Source organism: Paenibacillus sp. J22P143 (assembly GCF_059692035.1).
Genome location: NZ_JCAUAQ010000003.1, coordinates 76789 through 94769, shown reverse-complemented (window position 1 = coordinate 94769; position 17981 = coordinate 76789). Strand labels below are relative to the sequence as shown.

Annotated in this window: 16 protein-coding genes; 13 read left to right on the top strand and 3 right to left on the bottom strand. The window is 42.1% G+C overall.

Annotated features, from left to right (window positions below):
* Positions 1-106: 106 nt before the first annotated feature.
* From AC58PQ_RS07715 to AC58PQ_RS07690, 6 genes are all read left to right on the top strand, one after another.
* Complete coding sequence (locus AC58PQ_RS07715) at positions 107-1102, top strand: phosphotransferase (protein ID WP_497241383.1); 996 nt, start codon at positions 107-109, stop codon at positions 1100-1102.
* A gap of 156 nt (positions 1103-1258) precedes the next feature.
* Entirely contained in the window at positions 1259-1765 is a 507-nt protein-coding gene (locus AC58PQ_RS07710) for a YdcF family protein (RefSeq protein WP_497241382.1), read from the top strand.
* Between the two features lie 87 nt (positions 1766-1852).
* On the top strand, positions 1853-2332 hold the full coding sequence (locus AC58PQ_RS07705; RefSeq protein WP_497241381.1) for a DinB family protein: 480 nt from the start codon (positions 1853-1855) through the stop codon (positions 2330-2332).
* A gap of 356 nt (positions 2333-2688) precedes the next feature.
* Complete coding sequence (locus AC58PQ_RS07700; protein WP_497241380.1) at positions 2689-3489, top strand: P-loop NTPase family protein; 801 nt, start codon at positions 2689-2691, stop codon at positions 3487-3489.
* A 147-nt stretch (positions 3490-3636) separates the two neighbouring features.
* Positions 3637-3813 carry a hypothetical protein gene (locus AC58PQ_RS07695; RefSeq protein ID WP_497241379.1) on the top strand — a complete coding sequence of 59 codons (177 nt, stop codon included), beginning with the start codon at positions 3637-3639 and terminating at the stop codon, positions 3811-3813.
* A gap of 609 nt (positions 3814-4422) precedes the next feature.
* The gene (locus AC58PQ_RS07690; RefSeq protein ID WP_477594521.1) at positions 4423-4584 is read left to right on the top strand and encodes a hypothetical protein; all 162 of its coding nucleotides are present in this window, start codon (positions 4423-4425) and stop codon (positions 4582-4584) included.
* Positions 4585-4777: 193 nt separating this feature from the next.
* Here AC58PQ_RS07690 and AC58PQ_RS07685 read toward each other — a convergent pair whose 3' ends face one another.
* The 3 genes from AC58PQ_RS07685 to AC58PQ_RS07675 all read right to left on the bottom strand — a co-directional run bounded on the left by AC58PQ_RS07685 (position 4778) and on the right by AC58PQ_RS07675 (position 8240).
* Entirely contained in the window at positions 4778-5191 is a 414-nt protein-coding gene (locus AC58PQ_RS07685) for a Fur family transcriptional regulator (protein WP_497241378.1), read from the bottom strand.
* Positions 5192-5293: 102 nt separating this feature from the next.
* Complete coding sequence (katG, locus tag AC58PQ_RS07680) at positions 5294-7477, bottom strand: catalase/peroxidase HPI (protein ID WP_497241377.1); 2184 nt, start codon at positions 7475-7477, stop codon at positions 5294-5296.
* Positions 7478-7733: 256 nt separating this feature from the next.
* Complete coding sequence (locus tag AC58PQ_RS07675) at positions 7734-8240, bottom strand: ROK family protein (RefSeq protein WP_497241376.1); 507 nt, start codon at positions 8238-8240, stop codon at positions 7734-7736.
* 510 nt (positions 8241-8750) lie between these two features.
* Between AC58PQ_RS07675 and AC58PQ_RS07670 the strand changes: the two genes are divergently transcribed.
* The 7 genes from AC58PQ_RS07670 (at position 8751) to AC58PQ_RS07640 (ending at position 17970) form a co-directional block, all read left to right on the top strand.
* Positions 8751-9203: a hypothetical protein gene (locus tag AC58PQ_RS07670; protein WP_497241375.1), complete on the top strand. Its 453-nt coding sequence runs from the start codon at positions 8751-8753 to the stop codon at positions 9201-9203.
* Between the two features lie 651 nt (positions 9204-9854).
* Positions 9855-12452: a phosphoenolpyruvate synthase gene (gene ppsA, locus AC58PQ_RS07665; protein WP_497241374.1), complete on the top strand. Its 2598-nt coding sequence runs from the start codon at positions 9855-9857 to the stop codon at positions 12450-12452.
* Positions 12453-12612: 160 nt separating this feature from the next.
* On the top strand, positions 12613-13029 hold the full coding sequence (locus AC58PQ_RS07660) for a MarR family winged helix-turn-helix transcriptional regulator (RefSeq protein WP_497241373.1): 417 nt from the start codon (positions 12613-12615) through the stop codon (positions 13027-13029).
* A gap of 125 nt (positions 13030-13154) precedes the next feature.
* Positions 13155-13874, top strand: coding sequence for a thioredoxin family protein (locus AC58PQ_RS07655; protein ID WP_497241372.1), 720 nt, complete (start codon positions 13155-13157; stop codon positions 13872-13874).
* Positions 13875-13894: 20 nt separating this feature from the next.
* A complete protein-coding gene (locus AC58PQ_RS07650) occupies positions 13895-14956 on the top strand; it encodes a gluconate 2-dehydrogenase subunit 3 family protein (RefSeq protein WP_497241371.1) in 1062 nt (353 codons plus the stop codon).
* A 15-nt stretch (positions 14957-14971) separates the two neighbouring features.
* The gene (locus tag AC58PQ_RS07645) at positions 14972-16801 is read left to right on the top strand and encodes a GMC oxidoreductase (protein ID WP_497241370.1); all 1830 of its coding nucleotides are present in this window, start codon (positions 14972-14974) and stop codon (positions 16799-16801) included.
* A 2-nt stretch (positions 16802-16803) separates the two neighbouring features.
* Positions 16804-17970 (top strand): cupin domain-containing protein, encoded by a 1167-nt coding sequence (locus AC58PQ_RS07640; protein WP_497241369.1) that lies wholly within the window; start codon positions 16804-16806, stop codon positions 17968-17970.
* Positions 17971-17981 lie beyond the last annotated feature (11 nt).

Sequence of the window (17981 nt, the reverse complement as noted above, 5' to 3'; positions counted from 1 at the left end):
TAACCAGTTGGTTCCATACAGTGAATATTCCCTAAATCCCCTCATTGTGATACTCTGTTTTGAGTATCCATTTCAAAAAAGAATGGATGCTGGATCGGGGGATAATATGCAAGAAAAAATTGATGTGATCGTTCGTAAATACTTTGAGGATTCTACATACAATATCGATCCAGTACCATTCGGTCTGACTAACCTAACGAAAATTTTAACAATGAATGATCAAAAATATGTCATTCGAATCTACAATCGTCATACTAAAAATGTAGAAAGCATTATATTTGAAGATCAAATAACAATGTATTTGAGTAAACAGAATCTTTCATTTGTCGTGCCAGTATTCTTGAATACGAATGATAGCGAACATTACGTACACTTTTCCGATGGAACATTAGGTGCGATCGTTTCGTTTGTTGAAGGGGCAGTTCCGGAGCTATCTAATGTTCAGCAAGCCACAGAGTTTGGTTCTGTTGTAGGTGAAATCAGTTCAGCACTTAGTCAATGCGCAGCAGAGTTTAAATTTGAAGGGGTTCCTTTCACAGAAATTTATAGTCTGCATCCATTAGCCGGTTATGATGCTATTGCATCTTTTATCAAGGCTCCACCTTTTGAAATTCCTCAAACAGCACTTAACTTTTATAAAGAAACGATCTACTTTGTGGAACAAAATAAAAATGAATTAATAAAATTGCCGAAGCAACTAGTTCATCATGATGTATTAATCTACAACTTACTCTCAAAAGGGAACAAAATTAACGGTGTTTTGGATTTTGATTTTACTTCACTTGATATTAGCTTTATGGAATTTACCATTTCCCTTAATCACATAATTCAATTGACAAACGGATCATGGGATATGACGGAGGCATTTATAAGAGGCTACTCTAAATTTAGAAAATGTACTTATCAAGAAATGAATCAACTGCAGCTTTTGACTCAAATTTACCATGTTGCTGTACTTCACATTTACATCGGTCAGCATTATTCCGGTAAAAATATCGAGCGAAACTTTAATTACATCCTAAGTCAATTTCAAACAAGGAATGACTGGCTGAATAAACAGCTCTCTTCAATCAATCAACTGATTGAAGATTACTTACTTTGATCCATTAATGTTCAATCGATTTTAAAGACTCCTTCCCTCAAATAGAACGTCCTAGACAGCATGGAGGAAACAGTGAAAATTAAGAAAAAACTTTACGTTCGCATGGCCCTTGTGATTGCCACATTAATAATTTTAACGGGAGTGTATGTAGGATGGATGAGCAGTCGGGTGATGGGCACCTGGAAATCCTCCCATGGCAAACCGAGCGACTGTGCCATTGTCCTTGGAGCAGCCGTTTGGGAAGGCAAGCCAAGTACCGCGATGCGTGAAAGACTTGATATCGCCCTTCAAGTCTACCGTAACAAGCAAACTGACCATTTGATTCTGTCGGGAGGCATTGGGGCGGGGGACTCACTTTCCGAAGCCCAAGTGATGAAAAGCTATCTGGTGGAGAAAGGAGTGCCAGAGACTTCTCTGATACTAGAAGAGCAGTCCCACTCGACCATGCAGAATCTACTCAACAGCCAAACAATTATGAAAGAGCACGGGTATTCCAGTGCCATATTGGTTACTCATGGCTTTCACGCTCTCAGAGCTAGTCTAATGGCAAAAAGCATCGGTATAGAGACGAGTGTAGAGCCCGTTCAAATTCGGCCCATCGATCTCAGGTATTACGTGCTTCGGGAGGTCGCCGGTATTACGTTCTTTGATTTAACTCATTAAAAGAGTTAAATATTAACCTTCACAAACGAACGTATATTCGGTATCATAGAATAGGTTATTATTCCAAGGTGAAATGGAGGCTCCAATATGATTAGCTTGGGTAAAAGAACGATTCTACGGTATAAAGAATTTACAGAGTGGACGGATACCTTACATGACGAACACGGGAGCATCTGGTTACAACCTATCGCTGAAAGAAAAGCATCAATAGGAGAAATTATTTCGCATCTTAAAAATTGGGATACTTACCTCATCTTGACGATTATACCAGCGATTAAAAATGGAGAAGGAATGGTATTTCCGGATTTCGATTCATTTAACAAAATAGCTTATGAATATGCCAGATCGGGAGTATCTAAAGATCGCCTGCTCAATGAATTTAAGCAAACCCGACTTCAACTGGCTGAAATACTGTTAGCCGATACAGACGTGGTTTCTAAACATGTTACCGTGAACGGAGTAGAATCTTGCCCACACACGGGCACACCCTATTCCTTGCTTTACATCATTCACGAATTTAACGATCACGACAACCATCATAAAAATCAAATTTTAACGGTAATATAATTTTTTTAGCTAACGGGCGTTGAACGTCTTCTTTTTTCTCACCTGCAGCAATTTTATTTATTGATACTTAAAAAGGGATCATTTCGGTTAAGGATGATTCTTTTTTCTATTTATTAATTTAAATGGTCGCAATAACTAATTAACATGATCCAATAACGTGTGAACAACAAATAAACGAGTTTAAAGAGAAATTTATGAATAATTGTTTTGAGACGTTTTTTGAAAGTGGACAATATGTTAGAGTTGAAGAACCTGAAAAATATGCAGAAGTTGTAAAGCAATTTATTATGAATAGTCGGAATCTTTGAATTTGCACTTGCAAGAACTCATGTAAATATGAATTAGGAGCAACTCGCATGCGAAAGAACTGCAAATTGATTTTGGTTGAAGGGCTGTGCGGAACTGGCAAATCGACGTTAGCAGAACGATTGCATGGCTACCTGGTACAGCAAGGTATTTCTTCCCGTTTCTATGACGAAGGTGCAAAAGGGCATCCAACGAGTTTGAATTGGCACGCTTTCTTTCGCGAAGAGGAATATAAGGAACTTCTGATGCGGTATCCAGACACCGTAAATGAAATTCGTTCATGGGCCATAAAAAATGGCAGCAATTATCTGATTCCTTATCGTGAAGTTAAGGAATTTAACGAGTTGGATGCGCTCTATTCCGAACTGATGTCCCGTGAGCTATGCTGGACGGATTCACCCGTTGCTGAAATATCAGAATTTACCTATTCGATTCAGCGGCAATGGGCACGTTTTGCTGAGCTTGCCAACACTTCAGAAGAGGTATATGTGTTCGAAGCCGTGTTTTTTCAGCATCAGATTCATGATTTGTTAGGTCATTATCAAGCTGTAGATCATCATATCGAACAGCATATTCAGGGAATCGCCGATCAGATTGCTGCTTTGCATCCTGTGGTGATTTATTTAACTCAGCCGGTTGTGCGGGATCAGCAGGTTTGGATTTCTTCCATCCGTTCAAGCCCCCACTTCGCGACGGAACAAAATATTGGGTTTATGGAAAATCGCAAGCGGATCGAATTGAGGCTGCTTGATATGCTGCCATTTCCAGCGTATACAATTGAAAATGTAAACCTTGACTGGGAAGAGGTCTTTAGTGATATGGTCGGGGCCATAGGTCGGAAAATCGGATAATGGAATTGAAACGAAACGGGCTGATTCGCTTATCAACACAAATGAGCTGAAAGAATGCTAGGCACAAATTTTTAGGTATTGTATTTAGTGACGTATCATATTATGTTTTGTAGGAAATTCTATCTAAATCAGGAAGGAGTGGGTAGGATGAATATTAAGGAAAATAATGAAGAATCAATAACTGAAAAGGGATCAATGGATAATAAAGAGGATTACGATTTGATTCGCGGATATGCTCAACAGCTCAATGGGGGAATAGATGCTTTTGATGAGGATTCGGAAGTTACAAGTCACCAGTCAATTGATGAATATAATCATATTTAAAGAGTTATTCCCAGCTGGTTTCAACTGAAGGACACAGCTGTTTACAAAGTCTTCAATAAACGCCGATGATCCACTACAAAATATAGTGGTTCATCGGCGTTTGTAATTCTATGGTTCTAGTCGATAGGTACGAATGCGATTGCGGCTTGGCTCGAGATAAGGTGATGGCATCATCATATTTCGGGCTTTTTGCTACCACATAAGAATTTATAAGTTTCCGGTACTCGGAAGAACAAATTCTTATTGGCGATAAAAACTACATCTAAAACGCGGTCGCTCTTCCTCGAATTACTTCGATATAAGTTTTTCTCATTCAAGCTAGAAATAAAGTGATGGCTGCAACGCTATTGTGATTAAACCTGAGGAAACATCAATTTTTGGCGTTATTAGCGTTATCGCGTAACGCTAATTTGCAAATGGGGGCCCCTTGGTGCCGAATAGCGAATTGGCACAGGTGATCAAATTATAAATTGAATTGTTTTGTCTATGTAGTAAAGGTTCACTTTGTTTCCCTAGGACAGAGTGTGCTAAAATAGGGGTAGGCAGATTCATACTCTGCGTAGGCAAGCGCACAGAGATTTCCAAAATAATAATCTGGGAGGTTATCGTATGGATGATTACTTTTTGGTTAAGGACGGTAAAATTGTACGCTGGGACGGGCTAACACTAGGGGGAACCAAAATCCGAGCCGATGAGCTAATCGAGTCTTTTGGACACAAGGCTATTGAAGAAATCGAACGGTTTGGATCTTACACCATAAAGAAATCTTAACGAATTTCCCGAAATTGATGCTATAGGTTTTATCACGGCAAAAAGCTATGCAGCCTGCATGGCTTTTTTTCATATTCAATTTGTGGGGAAAATGGGGGGGAGCACAGGAAGATTTCTTGCGATATGGGAAATTACCGGAAAGCGCTGACTGGGGGAAGATAAAGTGGTTGAATTAGTGAAAATAGTTCTGGTCTTAACCTTTGCACTTCGCACATACGCCATAAAACTCTACCTGATAGTTGTCGACCTGGAACGAACCGTTATGTGTACCGACTGCCATCAGTGCTTCGCTCTTACTCGGCTCCAAATCGAAGATCTCCCCGCAAACCTTACAATTAAAATGCCAGTGTTCCGCTTCGTTCACTTCAAAGTTGCTGGACTTGTCGCCATTCGTAAGCTCTTTGACGACACCGATTCCCTTTAGTTTTCGGAGCGTGTTGTAGACTGTCGCTTGACTCACATAAGGAAATTTCTCGGTAATCATGGAATAGATCCGTTCCGCTGTCGGATGGGACAATTCGAATAGGAGTTCGACGATATGAATACGCTGGGGAGTAAGACGCAGCCCTTCTTCTTTCATATGGTCTAATACTGTATCCTTATTCATTATGATCACCTCATTTCGTGTTTTTTTCTGATTTAATTTTAGTACAACAAAGAGCAGTATGTAACGATAATACTGCTCAATGTTATACAAAGTATTACGTTTTTAATTCAAATCATAACGATCTGCATTCATTACCTTGACCCAGCTAGCTACAAAGTCACGCACAAACTTTTCTTTGTTATCGTCTTGCGCATATACTTCTGCAATGGCACGCAGAATGGAGTTTGATCCGAATACAAGGTCAACTGTAGTTGCTGTGCGAATGACTTGACCCGTCTTGCGATCGCGTCCTTCAAATAAATCGCGGCTTATAGGGTTCCACTGTACGCCCATATCGAGCAAGTTAACAAAGAAGTCGTTCGTGAGTGTGCCGACACGATCGGTGAATACGCCGTGCTTGGTGCCACCGAAGTTCGTACCTAGAACACGCATGCCCCCAACAAGAGCTGTCATCTCCGGTGCAGTCAGGTTTAGCAGGTGAGCCTTATCGATTAGAAGCTCTGCTGAGCCTACGCTTAAATGCTTCTTCAGATAATTGCGGAAACCATCAGCGACCGGCTCAAGCACTGCGAAGCTTTCTACATCGGTTTGCTCATCTGTTGCATCACCGCGTCCAGGAGTAAAAGGAACCGTTACATCAAAGCCTGCGTCACGCGCAGCTTTTTCCACCGCGGCGCTGCCACCTAGTACGATCAAATCAGCGAGGCTTACTTTGACATCTAGGTCTTCTTGAATGCCTTCTAGGATCGTAAGCACTTTGATCAGTTGATCGGGTTGATTCGATTCCCATTCGTTCTGTGGTGCAAGTCGAATGCGAGCACCGTTCGCGCCGCCGCGCATGTCCGTACCACGGAAGGTGCTAGCCGAAGCCCAAGCCGTAGTTATCAGTTCACTGACAGTAAGGCCGGAGTTTAGAATCTTTATTTTAAATTCTTCTATATCTGCGTCTGTTAATGCGTAATCTACAGTTGGCACTGCATCCTGCCAGATTAGTACTTCTTCAGGAACTTCCGGCCCCAGATATCTGGCTAGAGGACCCATGTCACGGTGCGTGAGCTTAAACCATGCACGAGCAAAGGCATCTGCAAACTCTTCTGGATTCTCATAAAAACGACGAGAGATTTTCTCGTATGCTGGATCTACACGTAATGCCATATCCGCGGTAGTCATGATCGTCGGAATACGAATGGATGCATCTTCTGCGTCTGGTGCGAGATGCTCTGCAGCAGGATTTACTGGAGCCCATTGTTGTGCGCCAGCAGGGCTCTTCGTAAGCGTCCATTCGTAACCGAATAGGAGCTCGAAATAACCATTATCCCACTGGGTCGGATTCGCAGTCCATGCCCCTTCAATACCGCTGGTAATGGTGTCGCGACCTTTGCCTGAGCCGTGTGTGCTGAGCCAACCTAAGCCTAGTGCTTCGACAGGAGCGGCTTCCGGCTCTGCACCCACATTCGCAGCATCGCCTGCCCCGTGGGCTTTGCCGAATGTATGTCCACCGGCTACGAGAGCAACGGTTTCTTCATCGTTCATACCCATCCGTTTGAAGGTATCGCGGATGTCGCGTGCACTTGCAAGCGGATCTGGTTTACCGTTCGGACCTTCTGGATTCACATAGATAAGACCCATTTGAACGGCGGCAAGCGGATTCTCAAGCTCGCGATCGCCGGTATAACGCTTATCCCCCAGCCACTCTGTTTCTCCACCCCAGTAGATGTCTTCTTCTGGGTGCCACACGTCCGCACGTCCTCCGCCGAAACCAAATGTTTTACCGCCCATCGATTCAATAGCGACATTACCCGTTAGAATGAACAAGTCGGCCCAAGAGATTTTGTTGCCATACTTTTGCTTAATCGGCCACAGTAGTCGGCGAGCTTTATCTAGGTTGCCGTTATCAGGCCAGCTGTTAAGAGGAGCAAAACGCTGCGTGCCGGTTCCAGCCCCACCTCGGCCGTCACCTGTGCGATATGTACCTGCGGAGTGCCAAGCCATACGTATAAAGAAGGGACCATAATGTCCGTAGTCAGCTGGCCACCAATCTTGACTGTTTGTCATGAGATCACGAAGATCTTGCTTAAGTGCTGGATAGTCTAATTTTCCGAATTCCTCTGCATAATCCAAATCGTCGCCGAAAGGGTTAGTTTTGCGGTCATGTTGATGGAGAATGTTCAAATTCAATTGATTTGGCCACCAGTTTCTATTCGTCGTACCACTAGATTGGTGACTTGTAGCGCTTCCATGCGAGAACGGGCATTTTCCTGAGTTAGCAGAATCCATTGAGTTCATTTCTACCTCTCCATTCAATTTAAAATTAGTTTTAAATAATAATTATTATAATTTAAGTTATAATACAAATTAGGATAGAAATCAATGTTTTTTTGTACAGTTAATATATGCAGGGGTTTAGAGAAATTGGACAAATTATTAGTAGGCGAAGCGGCGAGTGGAATTATTGTAAAGCAGTTAAAAACAAAACCCACAACAGTAGACTGCTGTGGGTCTTTGGGTTATTTCCTCATCCGGACGATCATGCTTCCTCCGGTTACTCCAACAAAGAATAATGAATAATTGTCGTTGATAGTTGCCTTAAAACCATCGAAACACCTCCGTGAGCAATACCGAGCTCTCCTAAATCCGAACAGTAAATCTCTAGATTTTGTAGAAACCTCTGCCGAATCATTTCATGAAGTGTATGCCATAAGGAGTTAATCAGAGCTGGACCAAGCAAGGCAAGAAGTCCTTCAATGCAGATCACTCTAGGATTATATGCATTAATGACGTTAGCCAGTCCTATTCCTTCAAAATGGCCAATCTCATGCACAGCGCTTGTTATTCTTGAATCCCCCGATTGAATCCCTTGGACAATTTCCGAAAAGGGGAGGAGCTGCGGGGTTGTTTCTAGCAGGTCATACAGCGCCTTGATGGACGCATACATTTCCCAGCATCCTCTGCTGCCGCAGGTGCATTTCTTGCCGTTCATATGAATGGTAGAGTGTCCCAATCTGCCAGCTCCTCTTTTGTTTTTAACCGGACAGGATAGCGAAAACACTTCTCGAATACTTCAAATATGGGGAATTTTGGGAGTTTCAAAATACGACGTGTACGAATTGTGAACGAAAATTGAACGTTGGTAAATTATTGATGAAAAATTGCAGAGATCGACAAATTTCGAGAATGATCTATTTTATTATATGTTTGTAAGTCACAAATTCTGCAATTAAAAAGGAGTAAGATATTATTGCAACAAATATCTGATTATCTGTTTATGGGCTCATTAATTCTATTGGTAGTAACTTTACTTTTTAAAGGATTAGGTTCAACTGGAGCTTCTAACGCTTTAGGAAATATTGATTTGCACATGCAGCAAAACCACAAGAATGACTTAGTGAAGCAGGATTCCATTATTTCCAGGATTTATAAATCTTATTTCGTATGGATTTCAATTGTAGGAATTGTAATTTCAATAGTCATATCTAAAGTTTAAAATGATTGATTTATAGTTTCATCCAAGATTAACGCAGAACTATAGTTCGTTACGATTTGAAGGCAGTAGATCACTATGGATCGACTGCTTTTTTCTTTGAAGGGCAGGCGACCGGATCGTGTGCATTTTTCTGAGTTATACGCAACTATCAATGTATGTGCAGCGTCTGAATATATGGGATTATTTGTTAGTGTCGGTAAGGAGTGTGATGTTTTTATGCTCATGGAAGAAGAGGTCATTTTATATCTGAGAGTAGGCTTACTAATTGTAATGATTCCTATTTTAGTGCTAGTGATTAGTTTGATGGTTAAATTTAAGAAGATTGGCTATGGGTGGTTTTTGAGTCACCTAATATTGTTTACCTTTGGTGCATTATCGTGGATAAGAATACTTGAAACTAGGGCTTTCACAAGTTCGATATCTAACTCTTTAACTATTGCCTGGATAGGTGTTATCTGGGCTATCAGTATGGTCTGCTTTGTGAAAGGTTTATTGTCTTTAAGTTATTTGAAGAAGAGGACAGTTTAGTAATTGTCAGTAAGACATGAAAGATAAAAGTGAAAGGACTTAAAACAATGAATTCAAGGACTACAAAGTCGCTTAAATTATCACTATTTAGTTTAATAACATTTTCTTTTATTACTTTAGTACAAATATTCGTGAATATCATTGAGCAGAGACCTATTTGGTTGGTCACTCTACTTATTCTGAGTCTCCCAATTTTTATATTCACAATAATTATGATAAGTCTTGATCTAATTAAACAGGATCATATAACTGTAGTAGGAAGATTTATTGAAAAGAAAGATATCAATAAAGGATATAAAATTAAAGCGAGAATGAATGATGGCAACGTGAAGAATTTTAGAATTAATCATGATTTTGATGAAGTTATTAAAGACCTCGAGTTAGATCACAGTATTGAAATGACATACTATAGAAGAACTAAAGCAGTAACCAGTATGAAGAGAATCTAATTTAACCGAGAAAACAAAAAAAGAACCTGGATAGTTTTATCAGGTTCTTTAACATTGCATATATACAGACACGATGCTATAATCGGATTACGACTCCATTATTATAACTAGACATAGTAATTTCATCTTACAATAATATTGTAACATCGCCTGTGCACTCTTGTCAAATGTTTTTTAATTTAATGGTTAGGGGAGATTTGGAATGAGTTCTTTGGTTCTCGGTTTTCAGGAAATGGAAAAAACGCAGCGTATGCTCGTAGGTGGAAAAGGGTTAAATTTAGCAGAATTATCAAAAATTGAAGGCATACATGTACCAGAAGGATTCGCTGTCACAACATTAGGATATCAAAGAGCCGTTGATCAAATCGAATCTTATCCTGCATTGTTGGCACAACTAACTATGCTAAAAGCAGAAGATCGAGATCAAATTGGCGAAATCAGCAGGAAGATTCGAGAGGTCATTATGGATGTGGAAATTCCTCCCGATGTAGTGGAAGCAGTTACGCACTATCTCTCCCAGTTCGGTGATGAACATGCTTATGCGGTGCGTTCTAGTGCGACGGCAGAAGATTTACCACATGCCTCTTTTGCTGGTCAACAAGACACGTATTTAAATATCATCGGCGTTGATGCCATCTTGCAGCATATCAGCCAATGTTGGGCTTCCTTATTTACGGATCGCGCGGTTATCTACCGTATGCAAAATGGGTTTGACCACCGTCACGTTTATTTATCCGTGATCGTTCAGAGGATGGTTTTCCCGCAGGCTTCGGGAATTTTATTTACCGCGGATCCCATGACGTCCAACCGAAAGTTGCTATCCATCGATGCTAGTTATGGACTTGGAGAAGCACTGGTCTCTGGCTTGGTATCTGCCGATTGTTATCAAGTACAGGATGGGGAAATCGTTAGTAAGCGAATAGCAACCAAGAAATTGGCAATCTATGGACATAAAGAGGGCGGAACTGAGACACATCAGCTCGATCCTGATCAGCAAAATACTCAAACACTAACTGAACAACAAATTTTACAACTTGCAGGTATTGGAAGGCAGATTGAAGCTTATTTCGGTTCCCCACAAGATATCGAATGGTGTTTGGCCCATGATACATTTTATATTGTTCAGAGTCGGCCAATCACGACCTTATTCCCCATCCCTGAAGCAAATGATCAAGAAAATCACGTCTATCTATCTGTTGGTCATCAACAAATGATGACAGATCCCATAAAACCAATGGGATTGTCTTTATACCTGTTAATTACGCCTGCACCTATGCGTGAAGCCGGTGGGAGGTTGTTTATTGATGTTGCACCTAGGCTGGCTACACCTGTCGGCCGGGAAACTTTATTAACTACCATAGGAGCTGATCCGCTCATAAAAAGCGCACTCCTGACCATAATAGAGCGAGATTTTATAAAATTGTTACCCATTGATCAAACAGCACCGATTCTGGGCAGAAGTCATACAGATATGCTGGCACAAATTGAAAGCAATCCGAACATCGTTTCTGATTTGATTAAGAGTAATCGCGCATCGGTAGAAGAGTTAAAACAAAACATCCAAAGCAAGTCAGGATCCCATGTATTTGATTTTATTCTGGAAGATCTCCAGCAATTAAAGAAGATCTTATTTGACCCACAAAGTACGGCTGTGTTTATGACGGCCATAAATGCTTCATTATGGATCAATGAAAAAATGAACGAGTGGTTAGGTGAAAAAAACGCAGCAGATACGCTTTCTCAATCGGTACCGAACAATATTACTTCAGAAATGGGTCTGGCATTAATGGGTGTCGCAGATAGGATTCGCCCTTATCCGGAAGTCATCGATTATTTACAGCGTGTAAAAGATGATAATTTTTTGGATGAACTGATTAAGTTCGAGGGTGGACAGGAGGCTCATGACGCAATCTATGCTTATCTCCATAAATACGGAATGCGATGCGCCGGAGAAATCGATATTTCTAGAACGCGTTGGAGTGAAAAACCAATTACACTGGTTCCCATGATTCTGGGTAACATCAAAGCCTTTGAGCCTAATGCCGGCCATCGAAAATTTGAGCAAGGGCGCCAGGAAGCTTTGGAAAAAGAACAAGAGTTATTAGCTCGATTAATCCAATTGCCGGATGGTGAACAAAAAGCTGAAGAGACAAAACGAATGATCCGCCGAATTCGGAATTTCATCGGTTATCGAGAATATCCCAAATACGGTTGGATTAACCGCTATTTCGTTTATAAGCAGGCATTACTGAAAGAAGCCGAACAGCTCGTACAAGCGTGTGTCATTCTTGAAAAAGAAGATATATTCTATCTCTCTTTTGAAGAGCTTCGCGAAGTCGTACGCACAAATACACTTGATTATCAGATCATCAGCAAACGTAAAGACGATTACAAATTATTTGAGAAACTACTTCCCCCGCGTGTTATTACGTCTGATGGTGAAATCATTTCGGGTACATACAACCGAGAAAATCTCCCGGCCGAAGTTCTTGTAGGTTTACCCGTTTCTTCAGGCGTGATAGAAGGACGTGCACGTGTCATTTTAAACATGGAAGATGCTAATTTAGAAGATGGAGACATATTAGTCACCTCCTTTACCGACCCTGGCTGGACACCCTTGTTTGTATCCATTAAAGGACTAGTCACCGAAGTTGGCGGCCTAATGACCCATGGGGCTGTTATCGCGCGGGAATATGGTTTGCCAGCAGTTGTCGGGGTGGAGAATGCTACCAAACTGATTAAAGATGGTCAACGAATTCGCGTGCATGGCACAGAAGGATATATCGAAATATTGGAATGATTGCATACATCAAGTAAAAGCGTTTGGATGGAATAGCGAATGTTAAGTGGAAACCAACGTGGGTTCCATAACCGTAAAACGGTTGTGGTGATCTTCATTTTCTTGGTTTTCTCTTGACAATAGTTTTATGTAAAACTATAATAAGCGCATGAACACAAACTTGAGCCCAGACAGAATTATTTCTAATTTAGCAAAGATCATACGAAGCTCTAACAAGTGGATTGATGAGGAGCTCAGTAAAGCAGGCGTCCAAGGCTTGGCGCCGTCCCATGGTGACATTTTGTTTCGTTTGTACAAAAGTGAATCGTTGCAAATGAACCAAATCGCAAGCTTCATACACCGCGACAAATCAACGGTCACTGTACTCGTAAACAAACTAATCAAGCTTGGTTATGTAAGCAAGCAGCAGGATGTAACAGATTCACGTGTATTTCATATTAACTTGACAACGAGAGGAAAGGAACTCGAACCGATTTACGAAGACATCTCGCGTCGATTAATCGATAAGGTTTATGAAAATTTCAACGAGAATGAAAAACATCAACTGATGAGCCTGCTTAGCAAAATTGAAATGTAGGAGCGGGTTCATTTTTTTAAGTAAATAGTTTTATGTAAAATTAATAATTCAAATATATTCCAATCTATTGCATGATTTGGTATAAGTGCGAAGTGTAAATGAATATACTTTGTTGGAGGTGAGGGTTGAACATTCGTACATACCATTGCACGCATTGTGGAAAGCCGATCTTTCGTAAGAAGAGCATCATCGAAGAAGTGAATTTGTGGGATTTGACAGAGTACCAAGCGCATTGCTATGCGATCACCGAGGCGATTGAGCTTGAAAGCTTCAGGCGCTATGATGCATCTCTTCATGAAGGGTGGTACTGCTGCAGATTTATTATGATGCGGATGATCGATGACAAGTTCGGCACGGGAGACAAGCTTCTCGTGTATGCCGATTCGGTGGTAGAAGTGCAGGATGGTGATCCTGTCACTAAGAAGCTGGCGAATACCCATCAAATCAAGCTTGGCAAGAACGATTTTGATCATGTTGTTCATTTCCCAGAAGCAGCGAATCTTAAAGACAAACTCATCGCCGTGAAGCTAGGAGCAATTTGGTGCCCGCCATGCCGATTAATGGACCGCGTAATCGATTCATTGAAAGGGAAAAATGATTTGCCTGACGTGGAATTTTTCGAAATCGACGTAGATGAAGAAGAAGAGCTTGCATCCAGATGGAGAAATCAAAGTATTCCTTATTTCATCTTCTTTTACAACGGTCAGCAAGTTAGAATCACAAGTATGGCAATGACCATTGTTGATGGCGGCATCGTTGGTGCAATGCTGGAACAGCATTTGCGGTCACTGCTCAATTTGCTGCTGACTTCATGCAGAGCAGGAACATATGAAGTGCGTATCTAAGTGACATGGGAGGAAAGTTTATGTCAGCCAGGAGATATGAAAGATCGAATTTTGATCAATATGTGCTTAATCACTGTTCGAAGTACTTGGCACGTGAAAATGAAACACCGCGTCACAATTACAACATGGCATACACGAATGACGATCCGAAAGCATTCATATCTGAAAACTGGCGTTTTCCAATTGTCGATAGCTCGAATGTCCCCAATCACAATGCGGTAACATTCGTTTATGCGGCACCAACAGCATACCCTGCATTGAACGTAAGTGTTGTTGGTACATGTAGTGATTTATTTGACGGAGTACCGCTTCAGCAAATTGTATGTAACGGTGAATCGACGCGCTATTATGCATGTTCAGTGCTTGTCCAGATTGGAGAAGTACACACCTATAAGTTCAACGTAAACGGACAGTTCAAACTTGATCCAATTAACCCTCAGATGATAACCCTCGACAACGCAAAAGCATGGTCCCGCTTCTTCACACAGTTCTGTACGACTCCAATCAGTTTTCAGCGATGGGAAAGAAAAATTTTAGATCGATTTGCTGAGCATATACTACCCTTTCGCACAGAGGAAGGCAGCAAATTCCTTCAAAACTACTATAACTACCTCGACCGCGGTACGAAAGAACGCGAGTATAACGAAGTGTACCAGCTCGATGAGCAGGTCGGTGTGTCTAATTTCATCGATAAGCTTGTTGCTAAGGAAGAATTTCATCGTTTGCAAGATTATCGAATTTGCTTATCGATCATCGATGGCCTGCTTCGAAAGCGCAGACCTGAACAAGAACCGAGTGCCATGTCACGTGAGGTGTATGTGGATTTGTACAATGAGATGGCGCAAGGCAACGTTGACGGCTGGGATTACACACGATACGGTAATCCAAAGTTTTTCCTTCAACTTGTGCGACGTCATACCATTATTGGCGCATTTGCTCATCCGAAATACGGCGGCAACATTGGGGCAGCAGGCTGGTCATTCCTAGGCGAGACGTTCCGTGACGATGCTGGCAATCAAGTGTTCAATTGGCAGCAGGCTATTGAAGAGCCGCTTGGCAATAACAACGAATACGTGGGTTGATAGGAGAGAGGACAATTGGCGAACTTCCAAGATCAATTTGATGTCGTAATTATCGGCAGCGGTGCCGGCGGAGCTCCGATTGCACACACACTTGTGAAAGCAGGCAAGTCCGTTCTTATGTTGGAGAAAGGCCCCTTATTCCTCCCTCAATATCAAGCACCCGACGGAATAAGTGATTTCAAGCGCGATGAGCTTTTTGCAACGGGGTCTGAGAAATTGATTACCCATGATGTATCCAATAAAGGTCAATCGTATTATTCAAGCCATGTAGAGCCTGATTTGAACGATGAACCGCATATATATCGTGAGACGGGTGAGAACCACACGCGTGCAGCAGGTGATTATGCAACGATTGAAGGCTACACGGCTCAGGTTGTTGGAGGCGGAACACAATTGTATGGTGCGGTATCGTTCAGATTTTCGGAGAATGACTTCCGATTACAATCGTTTAATGAAAATCGAAGAGATTTATTGAATGACCCTAACGATGAGGTTCGCCGCAATGCTCGTGACTGGCCGATTTCGTATCAAGACATGCTGCCTTGGTACGAGAAAGCAGAGACGCTTGTTGGTATTAACGGTACAGCGCAGAATCAGAAAAAACCATTCGTTAATCATTGCTACCAGACGCCGCTTGAGCCCAACCCGATTTCCAGCTATGCAGCGAAGGGAATGGATGCACTCGGCATGACGAGATTCCGCACCCCTCTTGCTGTCATTACTCAAGATCATTTACCTAGCGGTCGTAAAGTGCCAACTGATCCGCAATCGGCGAAAACAGGATATGTGAATCGATACGGCGATCCGCTCGGACTGAAATCAAACACTTGGGTGTCGCTGCTTTCACCAATTAAAGATGAGGCGAACTTTGAGCTTCGTCCGAACTGTACGGTGACACATCTTGAGTGTGATAATCAAGGGAATATCTCGAAGGTATTCTACAAAGATCCATCTGGTGAAACCAAATCGGTTAGCGGCAAAGTTACCGTTGTTGCTTGCTCGGCCATTGAATCCGTGCGTCTTCTCAAAATTTCGGCACAGCACGATGCTAACTTCGACCGACGCATTCATCATAATGATTTATTAGGTAAATATTTCTTAACACATTGCTTTGGTGGTGCAAATGTCATCGTACCGGATCGATTCGACAAATCGATTTCACTAGATAGTGACTGGGCGACTGAGTTTTGCGCGACCGATGAGTTTCTTTATAACAACCGTCTATGGGCGGGTGCAGCCATTTACAACAATACGTCTGACGCTGCGCTGCCAATTTCGCTTGCTCGCACGATGTATGCACAGGATCTCGATACGATTTGGAAAGGTTTTACTGAAAGCACGAACTTAACAGGCGAGGCGCTGCTCGAGTGGCTGAATAAAAACTTCGGTACGACACTTTCGGTTGCGTTCATGGCAAACCAGGTACCACTTGTTACAAATCGTATCGAACTTCATCCTTCGATTAAAGACAAATGGAATCGACCTGTTGCCTATATTATTAAACGCTGGCACGATCACGACAAAGCTCTTATGGACATTGTTGCAAATCAATGTGCACGCATCCTTGAAAAGGGCTGTGGAATGCCTGAAGGTTCGGTACATGGCGGTGGTGTGTACAGCGCAGAGAATGGTTTAGCGCGAATCGCGAATCACATCCTTGGCGGCGCAAGATTTGGTGCAGATCGTAACGACTCTGTGCTCGATGTGAATTGCCGAGCATGGGAGTTTGGTAACTTGTACGTCACAGACGGCTCGTTCATGCCAACGTCTGGCGGAGGGAATCCAACATTAACGATTCAAGCAAATGCATTCCGTGTTGCGGAACATTTAAAGGAGGTGCTGTAGTAATGGAGCCGAAATTTGAAGAAATTTTTACTAGTCCCGAAAATTCGGTTTTTCAAGTCGTATTTTTCCCGGATCGTATCTATCATGCGCAGTACTTGAATGCAACTCGGTCCTCTCGTTATCGCTATAACGTGCAAGAAGTACGTACGAAAGGCGACGCTAACATACTAAAAGGTGAAGTTTACCTAGATGGCCGTTACTTAACGAATTTCTTGCGAATTGAATATCACCCTGCGCGATTGACTGAAATTACTCGTCTGAAATCCAGGTTTCTTGGCCATAAAATCAATACGTTCATTAAGTTGCTTTGTGGTGATTCGAATGACACACAAGAAGCGAATGTTACGATGCATTATTGCGATTGGATCAGCGCGTATCAAGTAGAAATTTGGGAGTCGCTTGAAGCGCCCCAGGGTTCAAGACATGATTTTAAAGTCATCTCACAAATGGGTAAAGAGATGCCGATTACACGTGTTCCTCAGTTCTCCTTACCTATTCATGACATTAAACACCTCAAGAAACTTCAGCTCGCTTTCAGTGAATTCCATATTGATTTGCCATTTGGCAATGAAATTGACGACCCTCAGTGGGATAATAACTTCTTCCGTTCACATCAAGAACCTCGCACGGACGAACCTAGCTCGCAGCAAAACACGATAAAAGATTGGAACTATGAAGTGAACTTCCAACGTGGTTGGTTTATGAATTCTCATGATGTTCAGCCAGTTCGCTACGTGAACGCAATGATGGAAGCCCAAAAGAATGAAGATGCACGTCCAGACAACATTATCGAGATGCGCTGGATCTTGCAGCGTGAGTTTGGGGGCAAAGTGGCGTACTTCCATGAAGTGAACATTCCTCCAGGCAAGGTTGAAGGAACACATCATCATATCGGTTCAGAAGAGCTGTATTATATCGTTGAAGGTGAAGGCATTGGCTATATGGCCGTAGGCGATGATCCTGCACTTGATGCAATCGATCCCGTGACGAATAGGCCGAAGTATCCGACAGTAGAAAGAGAAATTTTCGGTATTGGACGTAAAGCATGCAAAGAGCTGCCGATTAGTCCTGGGAACGTGATTTACACGAAAAGCGGTGGATTCCATGGTATTCGCAATACAGGCGACAAACCGCTGAAATTCGTTGCTTTTTTATACCACTGCAATTAATGGAGGGATAA

What these genes read in the sequence shown, in the direction of transcription:
- AC58PQ_RS07715 (WP_497241383.1), top strand. Translation starts at nt 107, where the DNA reads ATGCAAGAAAAAATTGATGTGATCGTTCGTAAATACTTTGAGGATTCT.
- AC58PQ_RS07710 (WP_497241382.1), top strand. Translation starts at nt 1,259, where the DNA reads ATGAGCAGTCGGGTGATGGGCACCTGGAAATCCTCCCATGGCAAACCG.
- AC58PQ_RS07705 (WP_497241381.1), top strand. Translation starts at nt 1,853, where the DNA reads ATGATTAGCTTGGGTAAAAGAACGATTCTACGGTATAAAGAATTTACA.
- AC58PQ_RS07700 (WP_497241380.1), top strand. Translation starts at nt 2,689, where the DNA reads ATGCGAAAGAACTGCAAATTGATTTTGGTTGAAGGGCTGTGCGGAACT.
- AC58PQ_RS07695 (WP_497241379.1), top strand. Translation starts at nt 3,637, where the DNA reads ATGAATATTAAGGAAAATAATGAAGAATCAATAACTGAAAAGGGATCA.
- AC58PQ_RS07690 (WP_477594521.1), top strand. Translation starts at nt 4,423, where the DNA reads ATGGATGATTACTTTTTGGTTAAGGACGGTAAAATTGTACGCTGGGAC.
- AC58PQ_RS07685 (WP_497241378.1), bottom strand. Translation starts at nt 5,191, where the DNA reads ATGAATAAGGATACAGTATTAGACCATATGAAAGAAGAAGGGCTGCGT.
- katG (WP_497241377.1), bottom strand. Translation starts at nt 7,477, where the DNA reads ATGAACTCAATGGATTCTGCTAACTCAGGAAAATGCCCGTTCTCGCAT.
- AC58PQ_RS07670 (WP_497241375.1), top strand. Translation starts at nt 8,751, where the DNA reads ATGGATCGACTGCTTTTTTCTTTGAAGGGCAGGCGACCGGATCGTGTG.
- ppsA (WP_497241374.1), top strand. Translation starts at nt 9,855, where the DNA reads ATGAGTTCTTTGGTTCTCGGTTTTCAGGAAATGGAAAAAACGCAGCGT.
- AC58PQ_RS07650 (WP_497241371.1), top strand. Translation starts at nt 13,895, where the DNA reads ATGTCAGCCAGGAGATATGAAAGATCGAATTTTGATCAATATGTGCTT.
- AC58PQ_RS07640 (WP_497241369.1), top strand. Translation starts at nt 16,804, where the DNA reads ATGGAGCCGAAATTTGAAGAAATTTTTACTAGTCCCGAAAATTCGGTT.